The following is a 16,546-nucleotide window of genomic DNA, read 5'->3' as shown; positions in this document are numbered from 1 at the left end:
ACTTCCGAATGGCTAAAGCATATGAAATGATTTTACAAAATTAACGATTTGCATTTAAGATATGTAATACCCTCTTTTTAGTTGTACCTCTTCGCTGCTCTAAGTGGTTAAAATCGCTTATTAAGATTATATAAGGACTCAAGTTAAATATAATTGAGAAACTAGGTGAAGATGAAATGTCGCTGGAGGAGTTAAACAAAGAACTGGACAAGTTGAAGGATGATGAAAATTATATTATAAATATTTGTAGAAAAATAAAAGAAATGGAATCTAACGTTGCAATAGCAGCCTACGAAGCAGCTATTAAGTTTGTAAAAGAAAATAATTTATCAACCTGTGCTTATCCATGGATTCTTTATCATCAAGGTTGGTTATATTATGATTTGGCAGAATTTAATGCTTCAATCACTCTTTTTGTAGAGGCTAATCATATATTTATAGAAAATAACAATATAGATGGCCAATTGGCGACTATCGCTGCTTTTGTAAGCGGTTATTCGGTACAACAAAAAACGTCTAAAGCGATAGAACATGGTATGGAGGGTATAGCACTAGCAGAAAAAGTGGGTAATTACGAGCGAACAACCCAAATCAAAATGAATCTTGCTGGGCTGTATATGGAAATAGATAATTATGAAAATGCAAAAGAGCTATTAGATCAGATCGTAAACACACCTCGTGTGTACAATATGTCTTTTAAAGTGGTTTGTTACATTAATCAAGCTGAGTGCTGCAATCATTTAGGCGATCCGGATCAGGCGATCGTGTACATAACGAAGGCGCTTGAGCTAGCAGAAGAGCATACCCCAAAAATGGTGCCCAATGTATTAAAAGAAATGGCTCATATTTATGCGACTAAAGGATGTTACGGTATAGCAGAAGAATACTTTGTGAAAAGTGTAGAGCTGGCGAAAGTACGCGGAGAGCAATTGTATCTTCAAGATGCGCTATTGTACTGGGCGGAGTTAGATTTGGTACAAGGTCGATTTAAGGAGACTGTAGATAAGCTGCAGCAAGTGGAAGAAGGGATAGAAAAGGCTAATTCTATAAGGTATCTAAATAAAGTGTATTTAAATATGAGCAAAGGCTTTAAAGGGCTGGGAAATTATGAACAAGCCTATGCGTATTTAGAAAAACATATGGAATTAGAAAAACAAATGCAGGCTATTCGAAGCGCTGAGAGCATGGAAATGCTGAATCGAAAAATAGAAGAGGAAGAAGGCAAAATCTATAAGCTTTTATACAATCAAACTGAAGCATTAAATGGTGTCGGTCAAAATATCCTGTCTAATTTGGACAAGGACAGTATATTTAATATTGTTGCCAAAGAAATACAGAATTTGATTCAAGCAGATGTTATTCAAATAGGCATTTATAACGAAGCAGAAGGGATGCTGAACTATGAGTTGTCTATCGAAAAGGGGCAACGAGTGATCAAAAGCCCTATGTCTATTTTAGAGGACAGCTTTTGGGCATATTGTGTCAAACACAAGCAGGAAATCGTTGTTAAGGATATTGAAAAGGAATACAGCAGTTATTTTGAAAACTTTAAGGAGTACTTAGAGAAGTTAAGGTTGAAAAAAGAGTATGTGATAGAGACATTACCTTATTCTCTTATATTTGTACCTATTATTATGAACGATAAGGTAATAGGCATAATAAGTACTCAAGCGTATAAGAAAAATTTCTTTAACTTAAAAGACTTAAGTACATTAAAAACTTTATCCAATTATTTAGGGATTGCTTTAGAGAATGCTAGACTGTATAAGGAAGTTGAATATGCTTCTAAATATGATGTGTTAACTAAAGTGTTTAATCGAAAAGAGTTATTTAAAGAAACAATCAAAATTTACGATCGACTTGAAGAAAGAAAGAGTGTAATTGGAACGTTATGTATCTTGATGATTGATACGGATAATTTTAAGAAAATAAATGATTTTTACGGTCACCAGGAAGGCGATAGGGTGCTGGAGCAGGTGGCGGATCTGATTCAAGCTAGTATAGGAGAAAAGGATCGGGTAGGCAGATATGGCGGGGAAGAGTTTATGGTGGTCATCCCCGAAGAAACGTCTGCGCATTGTGATCAAAAAGCAGAGATGATCCGCAAAAATGTGGAGAACGCCGTTTTAACATCATCTCTAGGGGTACCCATTCCAATTACAGTAAGTATAGGGGGCGCCTACCTAAATACAAATAAATATACTTTAGAGCAATTGATAAATATAGCCGACAAACAATTATTCAAAGCTAAAAACTCAGGTAAAAATAAAGTGTTTATTAATCATCAAGAAGAAGGTATGGGCGTTTAGAAGGGGCACTCTGAATAGAGTGTCCTTTATTTTTCGGCGTTAAAGTGAACATCGAAATGATCTCTTCAGTCTCATAGTTTTTCATAAGTTCTGCATGTGCTCCCAGCAAAAAAAATGTAGCAAGCCTGCCCGAACCGGCAGCATAGCTCCGTTTTTTGGAGGGCACTTTCTTTTGTACTCGATCCAATTGCATATGTATTAAAAAAGGTAAAAATAAAAAATCTTCCATATGCACCCTGACATAATGTTGTCAGGGTGCATGGTTTAATATGGGTATTGTAAGAAGGAAAACGAACCCATTCTAAGGAGGAAGTTCAATGACCAATTCCAGACCAAGCATTTCAGAGGAAAGTACAGAAATTCATCCGTTCCGCATTTCCATCCCGCAAGAGGATATTGATGATCTTCGGAATCGGTTGTCTCGGACTCGTTGGCCGGATGCGCTTGGTGGAGCTGGCTGGAAATATGGGGTTTCGCTCGACTATGTGAAAGAACTGGCAGCCTATTGGCAGAAGGAATATGATTGGCAGAAATTCGAAGCTCGCATAAATGCGTACCCTCAGTTCACTACGAATATCGATGGTGCAAACATTCATTTTTTACATGTACGTTCGCCTGAGCCTGACGCATTTCCGCTGCTGCTTACCCACGCATGGCCCAGTTCGATTGTCGAGTTTCTGGAGCTGATCGGTCCGCTCAGCGATCCGCGCAGTCACGGGGGCGATCCCGCCCAAGCGTTCCATCTTGTCATCCCTTCCGTACCTGGATTTGGGTTCTCGGGGCCAGTTCTTGAAGCCGGATGGGACATAGCTCGCATATCTAAAGCATGGGATACGTTAATGAAGCGCTTGGGCTATACGGAGTATGGTGCTCACGGCAGCGATTGCGGTGCACTTGTGTCTAGAGAGCTTGGAATTCAGAAGCCGGACGGTCTTCGCGGCATACATGTGCTGCAGCTGTTTTCTTTTCCTTCGGGAGATCCGGCGGAGATGGCAGACTTATCGGAAGAGGATGGGCAGAAACTTAAATTTCTAGCCGATTTCCAGGAAAGGGCGGGGTACAATTCGATCCAATCGACACGGCCGCAAACACTCTCCTATGGGCTTGCGGACTCGCCGTCAGGTCAGCTTGCTTGGATTGCCGAGTTATTTTGCGGTTTCGGCGACCATGTGGATTTTATTGATCGTGACGCCTTTCTGACTAACGTCACTTTGTACTGGTTGACCAATACGGCGGAATCATCCGCTCGTTTGTATTATGAGAATGCGCACAACCAAGGACAAGAGACGCAGGGACCGAATACAACTCCGACAGGTGTGGCTGTGTTCGGGAATGATTTTAAATCGATCAAGCGTTTTGCCCAGCGTGACAACACGAATATTACGCAATGGTCGGAGTTTGAACGCGGAACTCATTTTGCCGCAATGGATGCGCCCGATCTTCTAATCTCGGATATCCAAACCTTTTTCCAAAAATTCTGCTAGTGCTTAACGACATTAATGGCTATAAAAGAGGGGAGCTAATGGCATGGACTTCATTCAAAAAGCGCAAACCCAAGAGCCGGCAACTGGTAAAGAATCCGGCAAAGTACTCAGTAACCGTGAGCTAAATCGCGCCTTATTGGCAAGGCAAATGCTGCTTAGCCGTGTGAAGCTCCCTGTCTTGGAGGCTATCGAGAAGCTGGCTGGGATGCAGGCGCAATCCCCGAACGCCCCTTATTTCGGTTTATGGTCGCGGATAGAAGGTTTTCAGCATGAACAATTGTCCGGGATTTTGCGGGATAGGGGGGTCGTACGTATGGCGCTGATGCGCTCGACGTTGCACTTGGTCAGTTCACGGGATGCTTTGCAGTTGCGCCCTTTGCTGCAGCCCGTTATGGACCGCGGCCTGAAGGGAGCCTTCGGCAAGCAGCTGAGTGGAGTAGACCAAGAAGCACTTGCAGCAGCTGGAAGGGAACTGGTCGAAAAGGAGCCTATGACGTTTAGTGAATTAGGCAAGCGACTATGCGAACATTGGTCAGGGCTCGATCCGGAGGCTGCAGCGGCAGTGGTTCGGAATAGAATACCGTTAGTGCAAATACCGCCGCGAGGAATATGGGGGGAAAGCGGTCAGGCTGTACATACGTCGGTCGAAGCATGGCTAGGCCAGCCTATATCTTGGGCGACCGAGCCTGAATCGCTCATACGTCGTTATTTGGCCGCATTCGGACCCGCAACAGTCAAAGATATTCAAGTATGGTCGGGGCTTACACAGATTCATGAAGAGATAGAATCCCTTCGTCCGCATCTAATCACATTCCGAAATGAACGGGGCGAGGAGTTGTTCGATCTGCCGGCTGCACCTCGGCCTGAAGCCGATATGCCATCTGAGCCGCGGTTCCTTGGCGAGTTCGATAATATGCTGCTGTCTTATGCGGACCGGAGCCGAGTTATGGATGAGTCGTACCGCAAACGTGTTTTTACATCGAACGGAATTATCCGTGCCACTTTTCTCATCGACGGATTCGTTGCTGGCAGTTGGAAGATCATGAGGAGTCGCGATCGTGTTGTTTTGCAAATAGAGCCCTTTCGCGAACTTTCCAAGCAAGATATAGATTCTCTGTCTAAAGAGGGGGCACATCTGCTTCATTTTGCAGCTGCGGATACGATTGCCTCTGAGATTATTTTCACTAACATTTAAAACATAGAAGGCTTGTGCGTTTGAGTGTAGAATACGGTGATATTACCTATTTCCGGATTCTGCATTGGAGGTCGTTCTATGAAACTGGATCGCTTGCTCGCCATTACGATGACTTTATTAAATCAACCCCGCGTCAGCGCTACGGATCTTGCCAAGCGTTTCGAGGTTTCTCTGCGAACGATCTATCGCGACATGGATGCTATTAATCAAGCGGGTATCCCAATTGTGTCGTTCGCAGGATCGGATGGAGGGTATGAGATTATGCAGGGCTACCGATTGGAAAAACAGGTTTTATCTTTGGAAGATTTCTCGTCCATAAGCTCAGCCTTGCGCGGAGTACAGTCCGCCACGGACCATACTGAGATAGAACAATTAATTGAACGAATCGGTGCGTTAATGCCGGAGGCAAACACAGCTAGAGATCAGAACTATGTGGATCTTGATTTCAAGCCGGCACCAAACGATAAAGTACATATGAATCCATTGCATCAGGCGATAAGAAGCTTTCAATTAATATCATTTACATACTTAGATAATAACGGTGCGGAAACTGAACGGAAGCTGGAACCGATGGGTCTTTTCCTTAAAGGGTATACCTGGTATGTATACGGCTACTGTCTGATCCGGATGGACATCCGCGTATTTCGTCTATCCCGGATTGGAGAACTGAACATTTTACCGGAGCATTTTGTGAGGCGAGATTTTTCGCTGCAAGATGTTGAACGACAATTTATGAACAGAGTCGATTTTAAGAAGGTACAAGCGGTATTAATCTTTCAACCGGAGATGAAAACCAGGGTGCGTGATGAATTCGGCTTCGACCAAATGCTGGTGAATGCTGACGGAACCTTGACTCTAACGGCGTCTTTTTCATCAATGGAACGAGCAATTCAAAAAATTTTGAGCTTCGGCAGTAGGGTGAAAGTAATGGAACCTCTAGACTTAATTGCGAATATGAAACGCCAAATCCAGAGAATGGTTGAGCTCTACGAGCTATGAGATAAAAACAACATATGAATAAATACAGAGGGGATTACAGAATGAATCCAATCCTAATCGATTTTCCAAACCAATTTACAACTGAAAGGTTATTGATTAGAACACCTTTGCCTGGTGATGGCAAGGCAGTGTATGAGAGTATAGTCTCATCAATTAATGAGCTTAAGGAGTGGTTGCTGCTTTTTGCACAGAATGAACATTCTGAGGAGTCGATCGAAGTAAATCTGCGAGAAGCTTATGTAAGGTTTATTAAGAGAGAAGATCTTAGATTTTTGATATTTGATAAAGAGACCAAACAATTCATTGGTTTATCTGGATTGAATAAGCCAGATTGGGAGATACGTAAATTTGAAATCGGATATTGGATTGATACACGTATGAGCGGAAAAGGGTATATGACTGAAGCGGTTCAAGGAATAACCGATTTTGCTTTTACAGAATTGAAGGCTAGAAGAGTAGAAATTCGTTGCGATACTTTAAATGATAAGAGTAAGGCAATTCCAGAACGACTAGGCTTTCAGTTAGAAGGAACATTAAGATGTGATGATTTCTCAACAGATAAGAGTCAGATAAGAGATACCCATATTTACGCGTTAGTTAAATAAATGGTGTTAGGGCTCAAGAAGGTGTAATCTCCTATAACGCTATGTTCATGCTGCGTGCCATTCAGTCCTCGGTTCGGCAAAAGTTAGACCATCACTATCAGCGGAGGAAGAGGATGTGACAGGTCTCCGTATGTTTGCTTTAATAATGCTAACGTGAGGCGAACTAGCCTTTCAGGCTGATCGTTGTTTGGTATAACTTGAGCAATATTTAATTTCTTGTTTTGTTTATAAGCGGTCAGCGAATCTTCAGGCGGCGATTGTACGAAATGAAGGATAGGTTCTACTGCTTGCTGGACAGGGAGTCCGATTATTTTGTACATGAGCTTAACGAATATATTGAGCCCTTTATGATCGAATGCTTCTGTCGCCCCTTTTGTTTGAACGGCTCCTGGGTTGAATAATATATATTTGATATTCGTATCTGCTGTGTTTTGGGCGAATGCCGCGCCAAGCAGGTTATTAAGTCTGCTGCCATGCATAATGGCTTTAATGCTATTAAATGAACTCTGTTTTTGTAGCTGCAAATCATTCCATTCCATATTTCCTTTCACGCCTGGAGCGCAGACGTTGATAATAAGAGGTTCCGCAGCATTTGTGAGCAGTTCTCGAAATTGAAAGCTCAGAATAAATCGGCTCAAAAAATATAATGCGAAGTGATGCTCAAATCCTTCTTTCGTTTCCCGATACATTTTGCTGAATTTTTGGGATTGTGCGCAAAGAATCAATTGATCGATGCGATTTACTGTTTGACTTACTTCGTGGACGATCCGAATATTTTCCGAAACTAGACTTAAATCTGCTTGAAGAAATAGAAATTTACTTTCCCCATCCAGCTTTGTGGCCTCCAGTCGCAGAGCCTCTCCTTTTTCCGAACTACGACCGATCACAACGACATATTCTCCATTACGTATTAATTGCAAAGCTAATTGTTTTCCAATCCCATCGGTTCCACCGGCTATTACTATCGTACGCATAGTGATTTGCCCCTAACGATTATTAGTTCCTATAATCGGATTACTACGAAGTATAATGGAATCAACAATGTGGTTAAAGAAGGCACTATTTTCTTATTTAGTTTGTTTTGATGAAGCAACTTACTTAAAAGTAAGAGCGAGGTGGATTTCATGTACACAGAAAGCCAAAAAGAAGAATGCTCTGCATCAATGGGGGAGGCAATGCAAATTATGGGGAGTAAGTGGACCTTCTGGGTCATTGGAGAACTGGTTACTTCTCCTCGGCGATTCAATGAATTGAAAAGAAGCTTAGGCCGTATCAGTACCAAATCGTTAACGGATGTATTGCGCTCCTTAGAGAAGATGCATATCATTCATCGTCAGGTGTTTGCTACCGTACCTGTAACGGTAGAGTATTCCATGACAGACAAGGGAAGAGAGTTCCTTCAAGTGTACTATGCTATGCAAGGTTGGGGAGAGAAGTGGAAGGGCTGCAATATTCAAGAGCAAGGGGACAAAGTATAAAATAGAACGCTCACGTTTAGTGGCGTATTTTTCCCCGATAGGCCCGTTAAGCTGAACCATAAAGGGAGGGTTGGCCGACAAAGGCAAACCCTATCATTGGATCTGAAAAAGATTATTTATTAAACTTTTCGGAAAATGCTTTTATTCGATCTACAAAAATTCCTTTCAATTGATCGGAACCTTCTTTCGGTGCCGCATAAGCCTTATAACCGCCAAACGATTCAATGCAGATAGCGGCTTCTTTTAGATCGGCGGGGATATTCCGCTCTATTATTTGTTCGGTCTCTTTGGGTTTCTCATTACAAATAAAATACCCCACTCTTTTATTCAGTAATTCATTATGATTTTTTTTGATAAAGTCGCGAATCGGTTTATATATTTTTCCATCCCGGACTCCCGCACCTAATATAATATGATCAAATTCCTCGATAGCGGCCTTTTCCACTTCTAAATTACAAATCGTACACTGCGAAATCTCTTCTGCTAGAACTTTTATACATTGCGCCGTTGCTCCTGTTTTCGTAGCATATAGAAGCAGTACTCCCATTGGGCTCAACCCTTATCATTTAGAATTTGAATTTGTTCCTCTAGAACGGTGCTTGCTGTGCGTAAAAACCGAGTAATAAGCGCAAGCTCTTCATCCGAATAGGATGAAGCCAGTTTGATCATGGACGCATGGAGCATCAGGTATATATTGCGGACTTCTTCTTTATCCTCGTATAGGGGAACGATAATGACTTTGCGACGGTCTTTGGGGTCATGTTGCCTGCGCACCAATCCGCTTTTCTCTAGTCGATCGATTAAGGCGGTAACGCTGCCCGTTGTGAGTCCGGTTAGTTTAGATAACTCGCCGGCAGTGACAGGACCTTTTTCATACAGGATGTCTACGGACAAAAAATCATTATTGTAAAGCCCTAAAGAAGCAGCAACGCTTTGCTGGTAAAGAACCGTCCTTGTTCCCAATCCGCGCATGCTTATCGTCAGGTTCTCCTGCTGCTCGGTGGGCTGCCCTGATTGCTTGTTTGACAAAAGATAATCCTCCTTGTATTTATCTTGACGATCAAGATACTTTATAATCAAAATAATTTATTTTGCTTTAGATGTCAAATATTTTGGGATGGGATGCCTTTTGATTTCGCTCTATCGATGATATGTTGATTAATATTACAAGTGATGGATTAGGATTATATTTGAATTCATGGTAGTATAGAGCTACATTAAAGAGGATGTGAATGAATCGTGATCAACATAACCGTGCCTAAGCCGGACGTGACCATAACCAAACAGGACAATCCCCAACTAAGCAATATTTATGGATTTACCGATTTTCATTTAATTACTAGAGAAACAGGCGGAGTCTTTATGTTCTACAATGATAAAGATGAACTGCTGTTTGTGGGGAAAGCGAGAAAGCTGCGCCCAAGAATCAAAAAACATTTTGAAGATACGGTATCGCCGATTAAAAACCACAGAGATGAAGTTACAAAAATCGAGGTTTGTATCGTTGAAGGTCTTCTGGATCGAGCGATTTATGAAATTTATATCGCGAATAAATTCAGAGCGAAGTACAATCCAGACCGAGTACTATAAAACGAGCGGCAGCTTACTGTAAAATAAAAGCACAAAACGTTGTCCGAAAGGATTTCGTTTTGTGCTTTTTTGAGTTGGCTTAGCGGCTTTTCATCGCACGCATCTTCAGTTCATTTAAAGCGATTCGGGATAATGATCCGCCTTGCTATACGTAAATCCTTAATACACCATTGCTTTTTGCAACAGGGGAGAAGGGATGGACACTTTCGTGCGCAAAAGGGGGTTATATGACATTAATAAAATGGTCACTTTCTATGCTGTGGTTTCTTTAATTGCCTCTGTGCCGCTTTAACTCCCCTTACAATGGCTTCTTCCAGTACGACCGCAGCGGTGGTGCCAACTGCGGTAACGGCTGCGTCTCCTATTAATCCGCTCGTATCGGTACCGGTGGCAATGCAGAATACCGTATCGCCGTCAGCTTGAATGTGTACAGGAGATATAGCGCGAGCCATTCCATCATGAGCGAGAGTGGCAACACGTCCTGCCTCGGCTTTGGTTAGTTTAGCTGTGGTAGCGATCACGACAATCGTTGTATTTCTATCCTGGCTAGGACCAGGGGGGATACCTTTCAAGATTGCACGAGTTTGGTTAACGAATTCTCCATCCGGTTGCAGTGCCCCTGCAACGATATGATCCTTATTCCAAATATCTCCGACTGCGTTAACTACCGCTAGAGCCGCTACAATAGGCCCGCCAAGAATTTTCCATGCGGCTGTTCCCACTCCGCCTTTCATTGGCGTACCGTAAATTTTACCTACAGTTGCCCCCGCACCTGCACCGATACTTCCTTCTGCTACCGGTCCAGAGTTTGCTTCTTGGCTGGCGGCATACCCCATCGCAGCATCCGGTCTGCGGGATCCTTTTGCGTAGATCAGATCAAAGATGACCGCCTCTGGAACCGTAGGAAGCGGTCCGGCTTCAGTTTGAGCGCCGTAACCATGTTCGGCAAGCCAGTTCATTACGCCTGAAGCCGCAGCTAGACCGAAATTACTGCCGCCCGTGAGGAGAACTCCCTGTACAACTTCTGTAGCTGTACCTGGGCGGATGGCATCGGTTTGTATCGTTCCAGGAAACCCTCCTCGTACATCCACACCAGGAACAGCCCCTTTAGGATACAAAATCACGGTGCATCCCGTACGACGGCTTTTATCCTCAGCATGGCCTACAAGAATGCCAGGGACGTTTGTCAGCCCTCCTTCAAGTCTGATCGGTGAATGCCCTCGAATCAAGCGGTCTGTACGGGGACCAATCGGTTGGCAAGGGGGTTTGGGGCTATATTTTTTAATGACTTTTTTTCGATGCAAAGCATTTGCATCGTACAAAATACGGCATGTTTTACGTATGTCAACGAGAGATAATCGAATGTTTTTCAAAGCAAGCTTAGTTTTCCGATGACGTACAGCCGCTTTGGCTCCTCGCAGGTCTTGTATGGCAGCGTTCAAATTTCTGACGCATCTTATTTGCTTTGGCTGACGCAGGTCAACCCCTCCTCGTACCTAAATAGGTTTATTAAAGGGTATGTCAGCCCTGTTTGTATTGAGTAGGCAAAGCGAAGCGGGCATTCGCACATTTTTAAAAAGAAAGGCCGCTATTATGTAAAACGAAACTTGTTCATTTTATTAATGGACAGGATATCTTCGATTTGCGGTATTATTTCTATAGGAATATTTTAGTTCGAATGGAAATGGAGACTTATTGGATGAAAATGTATACAGATCCGAGAGGCGAAGCTTACGAGCAGGTAATAGATTTGGCGATACGGAGCACGGAATGTTTTGTGCTTAAAGTTTGGGCTGAGGGGGACCAATACACAAGTATATTGAAAGAGTTGGAGCCCTATCTTGTGAAAACAATTGTAATCCAAGACAGTAATAGGGATGAACTTACGCGAATAAGAGATACCTATCGTAGTTATGCTTTTTATACTGCGGGAACATATTATTTCTATAGATGCTGTGAAGAAAGCGGTAGTCTACTGAAGCAAAGGGCTGAACGTCTGTCAGATTGGATTCATCCTAGGTTGCCGGAAGACTTGTGTTTTTTGAAAGAAGGCGGCGGTGACTACCTATATTCGATTGTGCATGAACATATGTATGGTCTGGAAGTAACTGAGGAAGAAGCAATTGAGCTAATGGATCAAATTACTGGTCTTTTTTTGAAATTACAGTCTCATCGGAGCCTAGATCACCTATTAGATGATGCTATTAAGCATAAGACTGACTGGTTATATATAAGTGGACATAGGCTGACAAAGCTGCCAGAGCGAATCAAGGAGCTTACGGAATTGCGTGATCTAGATATTTTTGAACAGGATCTTTATCGTCTACCCGAGGAGCTGTTTGAATTAAGCAAGCTTGAACGTTTAAAAATGATGACGGCTGATTTGGAAAGCATTCCAGCATCAATAGCCAAGCTGAAAAACCTAAGAGAGCTTGACATCAATTGCGGGTCCTCGGATCGACCGACTGCTGGATATCAATCCAAGCCAAAGGAAGAGATCAGTCTAAACTGCATTCCGCCGGAGATAGGAGAGCTGGAAAAATTAGAGCGGCTTACGATTCGATATACGTCAATCTACGAGCTACCGCTGGAGCTAGAGAAGCTGAAGCACCTGCGTATGTTGGACTTAGGAGAAAATATGATCAATAGGAAGCCTGATTTCCTCCATCGCATGAAGCAACTGAAATCCATTAATGTTTCACGCGACTCGTTATGGTAAACGATTGAATAAGAACAGCAGCATTCATAACGTAATGGACAGTGAGTTGACAGGAGAAACGATAATTTAAAAAACCGGAGCAAGGCTCTGGCATGGAAAGATAGCTTTGTTGGGCTAACAGAGCATAAATATCCTGAATTTAATCATTTCAGGCGACGAGTCAATGCCCAGAATACAAGAGCCAAAGCACTGACAATTGCACCTAATAAGCACACTCCATCCCAGCCTGAGTAAGCATAGACACTAGTAGATGCGATTGAGCCGATGGCGCTGCCAACGGAATAGAAAATCATGTAACCAGCAGTAAGCCTACTGCGTGCTTCAGGGCGCAAAGTAAGAATCATGCTCTGGTTCGTGACATGTACGGCTTGAATGGCCAGGTCAAGAAGGATAATCCCGACGATTAAAGCGAGAAGCGAATGTGGAGTAAAACTGATTGGCAACCAGGATATAAGCAGTAGAAGTAATGCCACGCCTGTGGTCTTTTGGCCTAAACCTCGATCGGCAAGACGACCTGCACGCGCCGCGGCTAACGCCCCGGCAACTCCAGCGAGACCAAACGCTCCAATCGCAGTATGGGAAAGAGAAAGCGGCGGAGCGCTGAGAGGGAGTACTAGAGGGGTCCATAATATACTGAAAGAGGTAAAAATCATCAGACATAGTGTTGCTCGGATTCGCAGAATTCGTTCTTGCGCGAACAGCGTGAACAGCGAACGAAGCAGTTGTAGGTAGGTTAATGATTCTCTTCTGTCTTCACCATTCGGCAGTACCCTCAAGAGTACACATGCAGCAATCAGCGTTAATCCCGCAGAGACAAGGTAGACAGAACGCCAACCGGCTAAATCCATTAATACGCCAGCAAAAACCCGCGCCAGCAGAATACCAATTACGATTCCACTTGTTACAATACCTACGGCATGACCGCGTTCGGCTGGGGCAGCCAAAGTTGCCGCGAATGCGACGAGCGTCTGTGTCACTACGGCAAGCAATCCGACTGAGGCTATGCCTATGAATAACACCATACTGGTGGGGGCGGTACCAACCACAACCAGAGCGAAGACGGATATTAGCATCTGTCCAGCGATCAACCAACGACGATTTAATAAATCGCCGAGGGGAACTAGCAATAACAGTCCCAGTGCGTAACAAACTTGAGTGATGGTAATCACAATGCCGACGGATGAATGAGTGATGCCGAACTCGTTTGCAATTGCGTCGAGCAAAGGCTGCGCGTAATAGATGTTGGCGACTGCCAGTCCGCAGGCGATTGCAAATAGAAGGGCAACATTGCGAGACATTAAAGGTGCAGGTGCTGATTTTGATGCTATGAGCATTTCTTGAACAGGTTCAACGCGGTTGCTTGTATCATCCACGTAAATCGCTTTTGGTTCTTTTTCAATGTTCCCCAAGGATTAACGCCTCCTTAATTATATACTGAACGGTATGAAATGTTGTCTGCTAAATATAACTCCAAAAAAAGTTAACTGTCAAGAGATAACTGTGTAAATGAAGGAGAGTTGATTCAGCACCCTTTTTCAGAACTAAACAGACTCAATCTAATTGACAGGACAATCTTCAAAAAATAAAATAAATAATATACCGTTCGATATAAAAAGAGGGAATTGCCATGGCTCGACTACACGAATTTGATGAGGACAAGGCCTCACAAGAGAACATCAGATGTATCTCTCCGCCATTTTCCAAGAAACGATTAATTGAGGATTGCGCTTAGGCGAGCTTGAGACCGAGATTAACGCGAGGAGTCTATCGTTAATCGGACTTACTGTGTTCATGAAGTCTCGTTCTGAAGAAATACTTAAATCTTCATCCTTCTAGGAATGGCTGTTTCAGATCCGCTTTTCTGATTCTGATGTAGTATAATGACAAGAATAAAGTCAGTCTACCATTTGCATCCTCTGGAGGAGAAACTATCATGCTTCAGCAGAAAAACAAGTTAATGCTTATTTTTTCCATTATTACGGTTGGTTTGAGTTTGCTTGCTCACATGTTGGAACGGTCGGGGCATTTGATGAGCGGTCAAGTAACCAATCATGGCATGGGCCATCTCGAAGCGACAGCGAGCCCTGTCGTTTTAAACGCATTACTGATTATTCCTATCATAATGTGCGCGGCGGCTTATGGGCTATTTATGCAGCAGCGCAAAGATCATCCGGCGATTCCTATGCTTGTCGCGGTAACTCTAACGTTCGCAAGCATTTCTATGATTGCAGGCGGAGGAGGAAGCGTCGAGCTTCATTTCTCCATCTTTATGGTGGTGGCCATGCTCGCCTATTACGAAGATATCAAGCTGATCATCGTGATGACGGCACTTTTCGCAGTTCAGCATGTGCTCGGATACGCCGTTGTTCCAGAACTCGTCTACGGGACAGCTAACGGTTCCTTCGTCATGCTGTTGATTCATTCCATTTTTCTTATTCTTACCGCTGGAGCGACTGTGCTTCAAATATTGTCTAAAAAACGGATTACCGCAGCGCTTGAAGCAGAGAAAAATGCGAAGGAAGCTAGGCTTGTGGACGTTTTATCGAGCGTTCGGGACTTGACGACACAACTGGAGCTGTCCTCGGAGCGCGTGTCGGTTAAGTCGGAGCATTCGGCGAGGATTAGCGATGAAATTCGGATTTCTTTTCAAGAGGTATCGACGGGACTGGATGCCCAAAGCGCTTCGGTCGGCGCGATTAAAACAAATCTTGTCCAAATTAATGAACGGATCGTACATACGTCGCAAGCTTCGCGGAGCATGAATGAGCGCGTCATTCATGCGGGAAAGCATGTCGCGGAAAACGTGCTGCAAATTCAATCTTTGTTTAAACGTCTTCAATTCGTATCGGATATGATTGCGGAAACAGCAAAAACGATGGCGGCGCTAAACGAATCTTCACAGAGAGTGGAGGGCATTATTTCGACGGTTGAAGAGGTGGCGAACCAAACCCATCTGCTTGCGCTTAATGCAGCGATTGAAGCAGCGCGGGCAGGAGAACATGGTAAAGGTTTCGCTGTCGTTGCCTCAGAAATTCGCAAGTTAGCCGAGCGAAGCGGTGTGGCAACGCAAGAAATCCATGAAATTTTGCTAGTGATTCGGGAAGAGAGCGACGCCTCCACCGCGCAAATTTCTGACGGCCACGAAGCGACGTATCAATCGGTGGCGCAAGCGTCTGATTCGATGGTCCGATTCGAGAAAATGGACAATGAATTGCAAGAAATGATTCGTGTGTACGGCCAGTTAAATGACGCTATCGGCCTCATCCATTCGAGCTCGGAAACCATTGCGAACGAAATTCACAATATCTCAGAGGCAACGCAGCAAAACGTTGCATCCGTCGAGCAGCTCATCGCAATCACTGAAACGCAAGCAAACTCGGCGATAGACGTCGATACGGAAATCGCACGCTTAAAGCAAATTTCGAGTTCTCTTTATCAGAACTTGAAGTAATATGTGGCGGCAAAAAATACAATAAATAGTATACCGTTCGTTATGAAAAGAGGGGACTGTCATGGCTCGACCACGCGAATTTGATGAGGACAAGGCATTAGATGCAGCTATGCAGCTATTTTGGGAAAAGGGGTTCGAGGCTGCCTCGCTCAGCGAATTGACATCTAGAATGGGCATTCAGCGTCCAAGCCTATACTCCGCCTTTGGAGACAAAAAAGGATTATTTGAAGCTGCGTTGCGAAAATATACGAGTTCTCACGCCGCCTACGTTCGCTCCAATCTTCAAAGCCACTCTTCTGTCAAAGAGGCATTCCGTACCTTTTTTGAAAATATGGTGGCAAAAGAGTACGAAAAAAGTCCCAGCTGGGGATGCTTTTGCATCAATTCGATGGTGGAGCTTGCTCCTCATGATGAGAAATTTGAAATCCTCACAAGAGAACATCAGATGTATCTCTCCGTCATTTTCCAAGAAACGATTGATCGAGGTTTGCGTTCCGGCGAGCTTGAGACCGGGATTAACGCGAAGAGTTTAGCCCAGACACTAGTTATATCGTTAATAGGACTTACAGTGTTTATAAAGTCTCGTCCTGAAAGAGTAGTTGCTGATAACTTTGTGAAAGAAATACTTACTTTGATTAGGTAGAAGCGAAAAATAGGAAACATTCACAGTACACAAGAGATCATTGGGAAGACTTTTATCTGTCGAAAATGGAGAG

16 protein-coding genes and 1 pseudogene are annotated in these 16,546 nt (G+C 43.6%); 11 read left to right on the top strand and 6 right to left on the bottom strand.

All coding sequences use genetic code 11. From position 1 onward, the window contains the following. Positions 1–176 precede the first annotated feature (176 nt). Positions 177–2,309: a sensor domain-containing diguanylate cyclase gene (locus ACFQZE_RS15360; protein WP_379358491.1), complete on the top strand. Its 2,133-nt coding sequence runs from the start codon at positions 177–179 to the stop codon at positions 2,307–2,309. Here the strand turns inward: ACFQZE_RS15360 and ACFQZE_RS15355 are convergent. Beyond that, positions 2,278–2,538, bottom strand: a complete 261-nt coding sequence (locus ACFQZE_RS15355) for a hypothetical protein (RefSeq protein ID WP_379358489.1) — start codon at positions 2,536–2,538, stop codon at positions 2,278–2,280. The two genes, ACFQZE_RS15360 and ACFQZE_RS15355, sit on opposite strands and share 32 nt — an antisense overlap. 88 nt (positions 2,539–2,626) lie before the next feature. On the opposite strand from ACFQZE_RS15355, the gene ACFQZE_RS15350 reads away from it, so the two are divergent. From ACFQZE_RS15350 to ACFQZE_RS15335, 4 genes are all read left to right on the top strand, one after another. Continuing rightward, a complete protein-coding gene (locus ACFQZE_RS15350; protein WP_379358487.1) occupies positions 2,627–3,793 on the top strand; it encodes an epoxide hydrolase family protein in 1,167 nt (388 codons plus the stop codon). Between the two features lie 43 nt (positions 3,794–3,836). After that, positions 3,837–4,988, top strand: a complete 1,152-nt coding sequence (locus tag ACFQZE_RS15345; RefSeq protein ID WP_379358485.1) for a winged helix DNA-binding domain-containing protein — start codon at positions 3,837–3,839, stop codon at positions 4,986–4,988. Positions 4,989–5,066: 78 nt separating this feature from the next. Beyond that, positions 5,067–5,987 (top strand): helix-turn-helix transcriptional regulator, encoded by a 921-nt coding sequence (locus tag ACFQZE_RS15340; RefSeq protein WP_379358483.1) that lies wholly within the window; start codon positions 5,067–5,069, stop codon positions 5,985–5,987. A gap of 41 nt (positions 5,988–6,028) precedes the next feature. Beyond that, a complete protein-coding gene (locus tag ACFQZE_RS15335; protein WP_379358481.1) occupies positions 6,029–6,592 on the top strand; it encodes a GNAT family N-acetyltransferase in 564 nt (187 codons plus the stop codon). Between the two features lie 83 nt (positions 6,593–6,675). On the opposite strand, the gene ACFQZE_RS15330 is transcribed toward ACFQZE_RS15335, so the two are convergent. After that, entirely contained in the window at positions 6,676–7,566 is an 891-nt protein-coding gene (locus ACFQZE_RS15330; protein ID WP_379358479.1) for an SDR family NAD(P)-dependent oxidoreductase, read from the bottom strand. Between the two features lie 210 nt (positions 7,567–7,776). On the opposite strand from ACFQZE_RS15330, the gene ACFQZE_RS15325 reads away from it, so the two are divergent. Beyond that, on the top strand, positions 7,777–8,070 hold the full coding sequence (locus tag ACFQZE_RS15325; RefSeq protein WP_379358477.1) for a winged helix-turn-helix transcriptional regulator: 294 nt from the start codon (positions 7,777–7,779) through the stop codon (positions 8,068–8,070). Between the two features lie 112 nt (positions 8,071–8,182). Here ACFQZE_RS15325 and ACFQZE_RS15320 read toward each other — a convergent pair whose 3' ends face one another. Both ACFQZE_RS15320 and ACFQZE_RS15315 read right to left on the bottom strand, forming a co-directional pair. Beyond that, positions 8,183–8,617 carry a flavodoxin domain-containing protein gene (locus tag ACFQZE_RS15320; RefSeq protein ID WP_379358475.1) on the bottom strand — a complete coding sequence of 145 codons (435 nt, stop codon included), beginning with the start codon at positions 8,615–8,617 and terminating at the stop codon, positions 8,183–8,185. Positions 8,618–8,622: 5 nt separating this feature from the next. Then, positions 8,623–9,099: a MarR family winged helix-turn-helix transcriptional regulator gene (locus ACFQZE_RS15315; RefSeq protein ID WP_379358473.1), complete on the bottom strand. Its 477-nt coding sequence runs from the start codon at positions 9,097–9,099 to the stop codon at positions 8,623–8,625. Between the two features lie 210 nt (positions 9,100–9,309). Here ACFQZE_RS15315 and ACFQZE_RS15310 point away from each other — a divergent pair, with 210 nt between their 5' ends. Continuing rightward, entirely contained in the window at positions 9,310–9,660 is a 351-nt protein-coding gene (locus tag ACFQZE_RS15310; protein WP_379358471.1) for a nucleotide excision repair endonuclease, read from the top strand. 245 nt (positions 9,661–9,905) lie between these two features. On the opposite strand, the gene ACFQZE_RS15305 is transcribed toward ACFQZE_RS15310, so the two are convergent. Continuing rightward, complete coding sequence (locus ACFQZE_RS15305) at positions 9,906–11,102, bottom strand: P1 family peptidase (RefSeq protein WP_379358469.1); 1,197 nt, start codon at positions 11,100–11,102, stop codon at positions 9,906–9,908. Positions 11,103–11,359: 257 nt separating this feature from the next. Between ACFQZE_RS15305 and ACFQZE_RS15300 the strand changes: the two genes are divergently transcribed. Then, positions 11,360–12,379: a leucine-rich repeat domain-containing protein gene (locus ACFQZE_RS15300; protein ID WP_379358467.1), complete on the top strand. Its 1,020-nt coding sequence runs from the start codon at positions 11,360–11,362 to the stop codon at positions 12,377–12,379. A gap of 143 nt (positions 12,380–12,522) precedes the next feature. Here the strand turns inward: ACFQZE_RS15300 and ACFQZE_RS15295 are convergent, their stop codons facing one another. Beyond that, the gene (locus tag ACFQZE_RS15295; RefSeq protein WP_379359267.1) at positions 12,523–13,713 is read right to left on the bottom strand and encodes an MFS transporter; all 1,191 of its coding nucleotides are present in this window, start codon (positions 13,711–13,713) and stop codon (positions 12,523–12,525) included. 328 nt (positions 13,714–14,041) lie between these two features. On the opposite strand from ACFQZE_RS15295, the pseudogene ACFQZE_RS15290 reads away from it, so the two are divergent. From ACFQZE_RS15290 to ACFQZE_RS15280, 3 genes and pseudogenes are all read left to right on the top strand, one after another. Continuing rightward, positions 14,042–14,215 (top strand): annotated as a pseudogene (locus ACFQZE_RS15290) (TetR/AcrR family transcriptional regulator); the annotation flags it as partial. Positions 14,216–14,312: 97 nt separating this feature from the next. Beyond that, positions 14,313–15,830 (top strand): methyl-accepting chemotaxis protein, encoded by a 1,518-nt coding sequence (locus ACFQZE_RS15285; RefSeq protein ID WP_379358465.1) that lies wholly within the window; start codon positions 14,313–14,315, stop codon positions 15,828–15,830. A gap of 61 nt (positions 15,831–15,891) precedes the next feature. Continuing rightward, positions 15,892–16,473, top strand: coding sequence for a TetR/AcrR family transcriptional regulator (locus tag ACFQZE_RS15280; protein WP_379358463.1), 582 nt, complete (start codon positions 15,892–15,894; stop codon positions 16,471–16,473). Positions 16,474–16,546 lie beyond the last annotated feature (73 nt).

Source organism: Paenibacillus sp. GCM10027627 (genome assembly GCF_042675505.1).
Lineage (GTDB): Bacteria > Bacillota > Bacilli > Paenibacillales > Paenibacillaceae > Pristimantibacillus.
The sequence above is the reverse complement of the archived record's forward strand: the minus strand, read 5'-3'. Positions and strand labels throughout refer to the sequence as shown.

Bases quoted from the DNA above. Each gene is read 5' to 3' on its own strand.
- ACFQZE_RS15330 (WP_379358479.1), bottom strand. From the start codon at position 7,566: ATGCGTACGATAGTAATAGCCGGTGGAACCGATGGGATTGGAAAACAA.
- ACFQZE_RS15300 (WP_379358467.1), top strand. From the start codon at position 11,360: ATGAAAATGTATACAGATCCGAGAGGCGAAGCTTACGAGCAGGTAATA.
- ACFQZE_RS15340 (WP_379358483.1), top strand. From the start codon at position 5,067: ATGAAACTGGATCGCTTGCTCGCCATTACGATGACTTTATTAAATCAA.
- ACFQZE_RS15320 (WP_379358475.1), bottom strand. From the start codon at position 8,617: ATGGGAGTACTGCTTCTATATGCTACGAAAACAGGAGCAACGGCGCAA.
- ACFQZE_RS15325 (WP_379358477.1), top strand. From the start codon at position 7,777: ATGGGGAGTAAGTGGACCTTCTGGGTCATTGGAGAACTGGTTACTTCT.
- ACFQZE_RS15295 (WP_379359267.1), bottom strand. From the start codon at position 13,713: ATGCTCATAGCATCAAAATCAGCACCTGCACCTTTAATGTCTCGCAAT.
- ACFQZE_RS15345 (WP_379358485.1), top strand. From the start codon at position 3,837: ATGGACTTCATTCAAAAAGCGCAAACCCAAGAGCCGGCAACTGGTAAA.
- ACFQZE_RS15350 (WP_379358487.1), top strand. From the start codon at position 2,627: ATGACCAATTCCAGACCAAGCATTTCAGAGGAAAGTACAGAAATTCAT.
- ACFQZE_RS15285 (WP_379358465.1), top strand. From the start codon at position 14,313: ATGCTTCAGCAGAAAAACAAGTTAATGCTTATTTTTTCCATTATTACG.
- ACFQZE_RS15360 (WP_379358491.1), top strand. From the start codon at position 177: ATGTCGCTGGAGGAGTTAAACAAAGAACTGGACAAGTTGAAGGATGAT.
- ACFQZE_RS15280 (WP_379358463.1), top strand. From the start codon at position 15,892: ATGGCTCGACCACGCGAATTTGATGAGGACAAGGCATTAGATGCAGCT.
- ACFQZE_RS15335 (WP_379358481.1), top strand. From the start codon at position 6,029: ATGAATCCAATCCTAATCGATTTTCCAAACCAATTTACAACTGAAAGG.
- ACFQZE_RS15355 (WP_379358489.1), bottom strand. From the start codon at position 2,538: ATGGAAGATTTTTTATTTTTACCTTTTTTAATACATATGCAATTGGAT.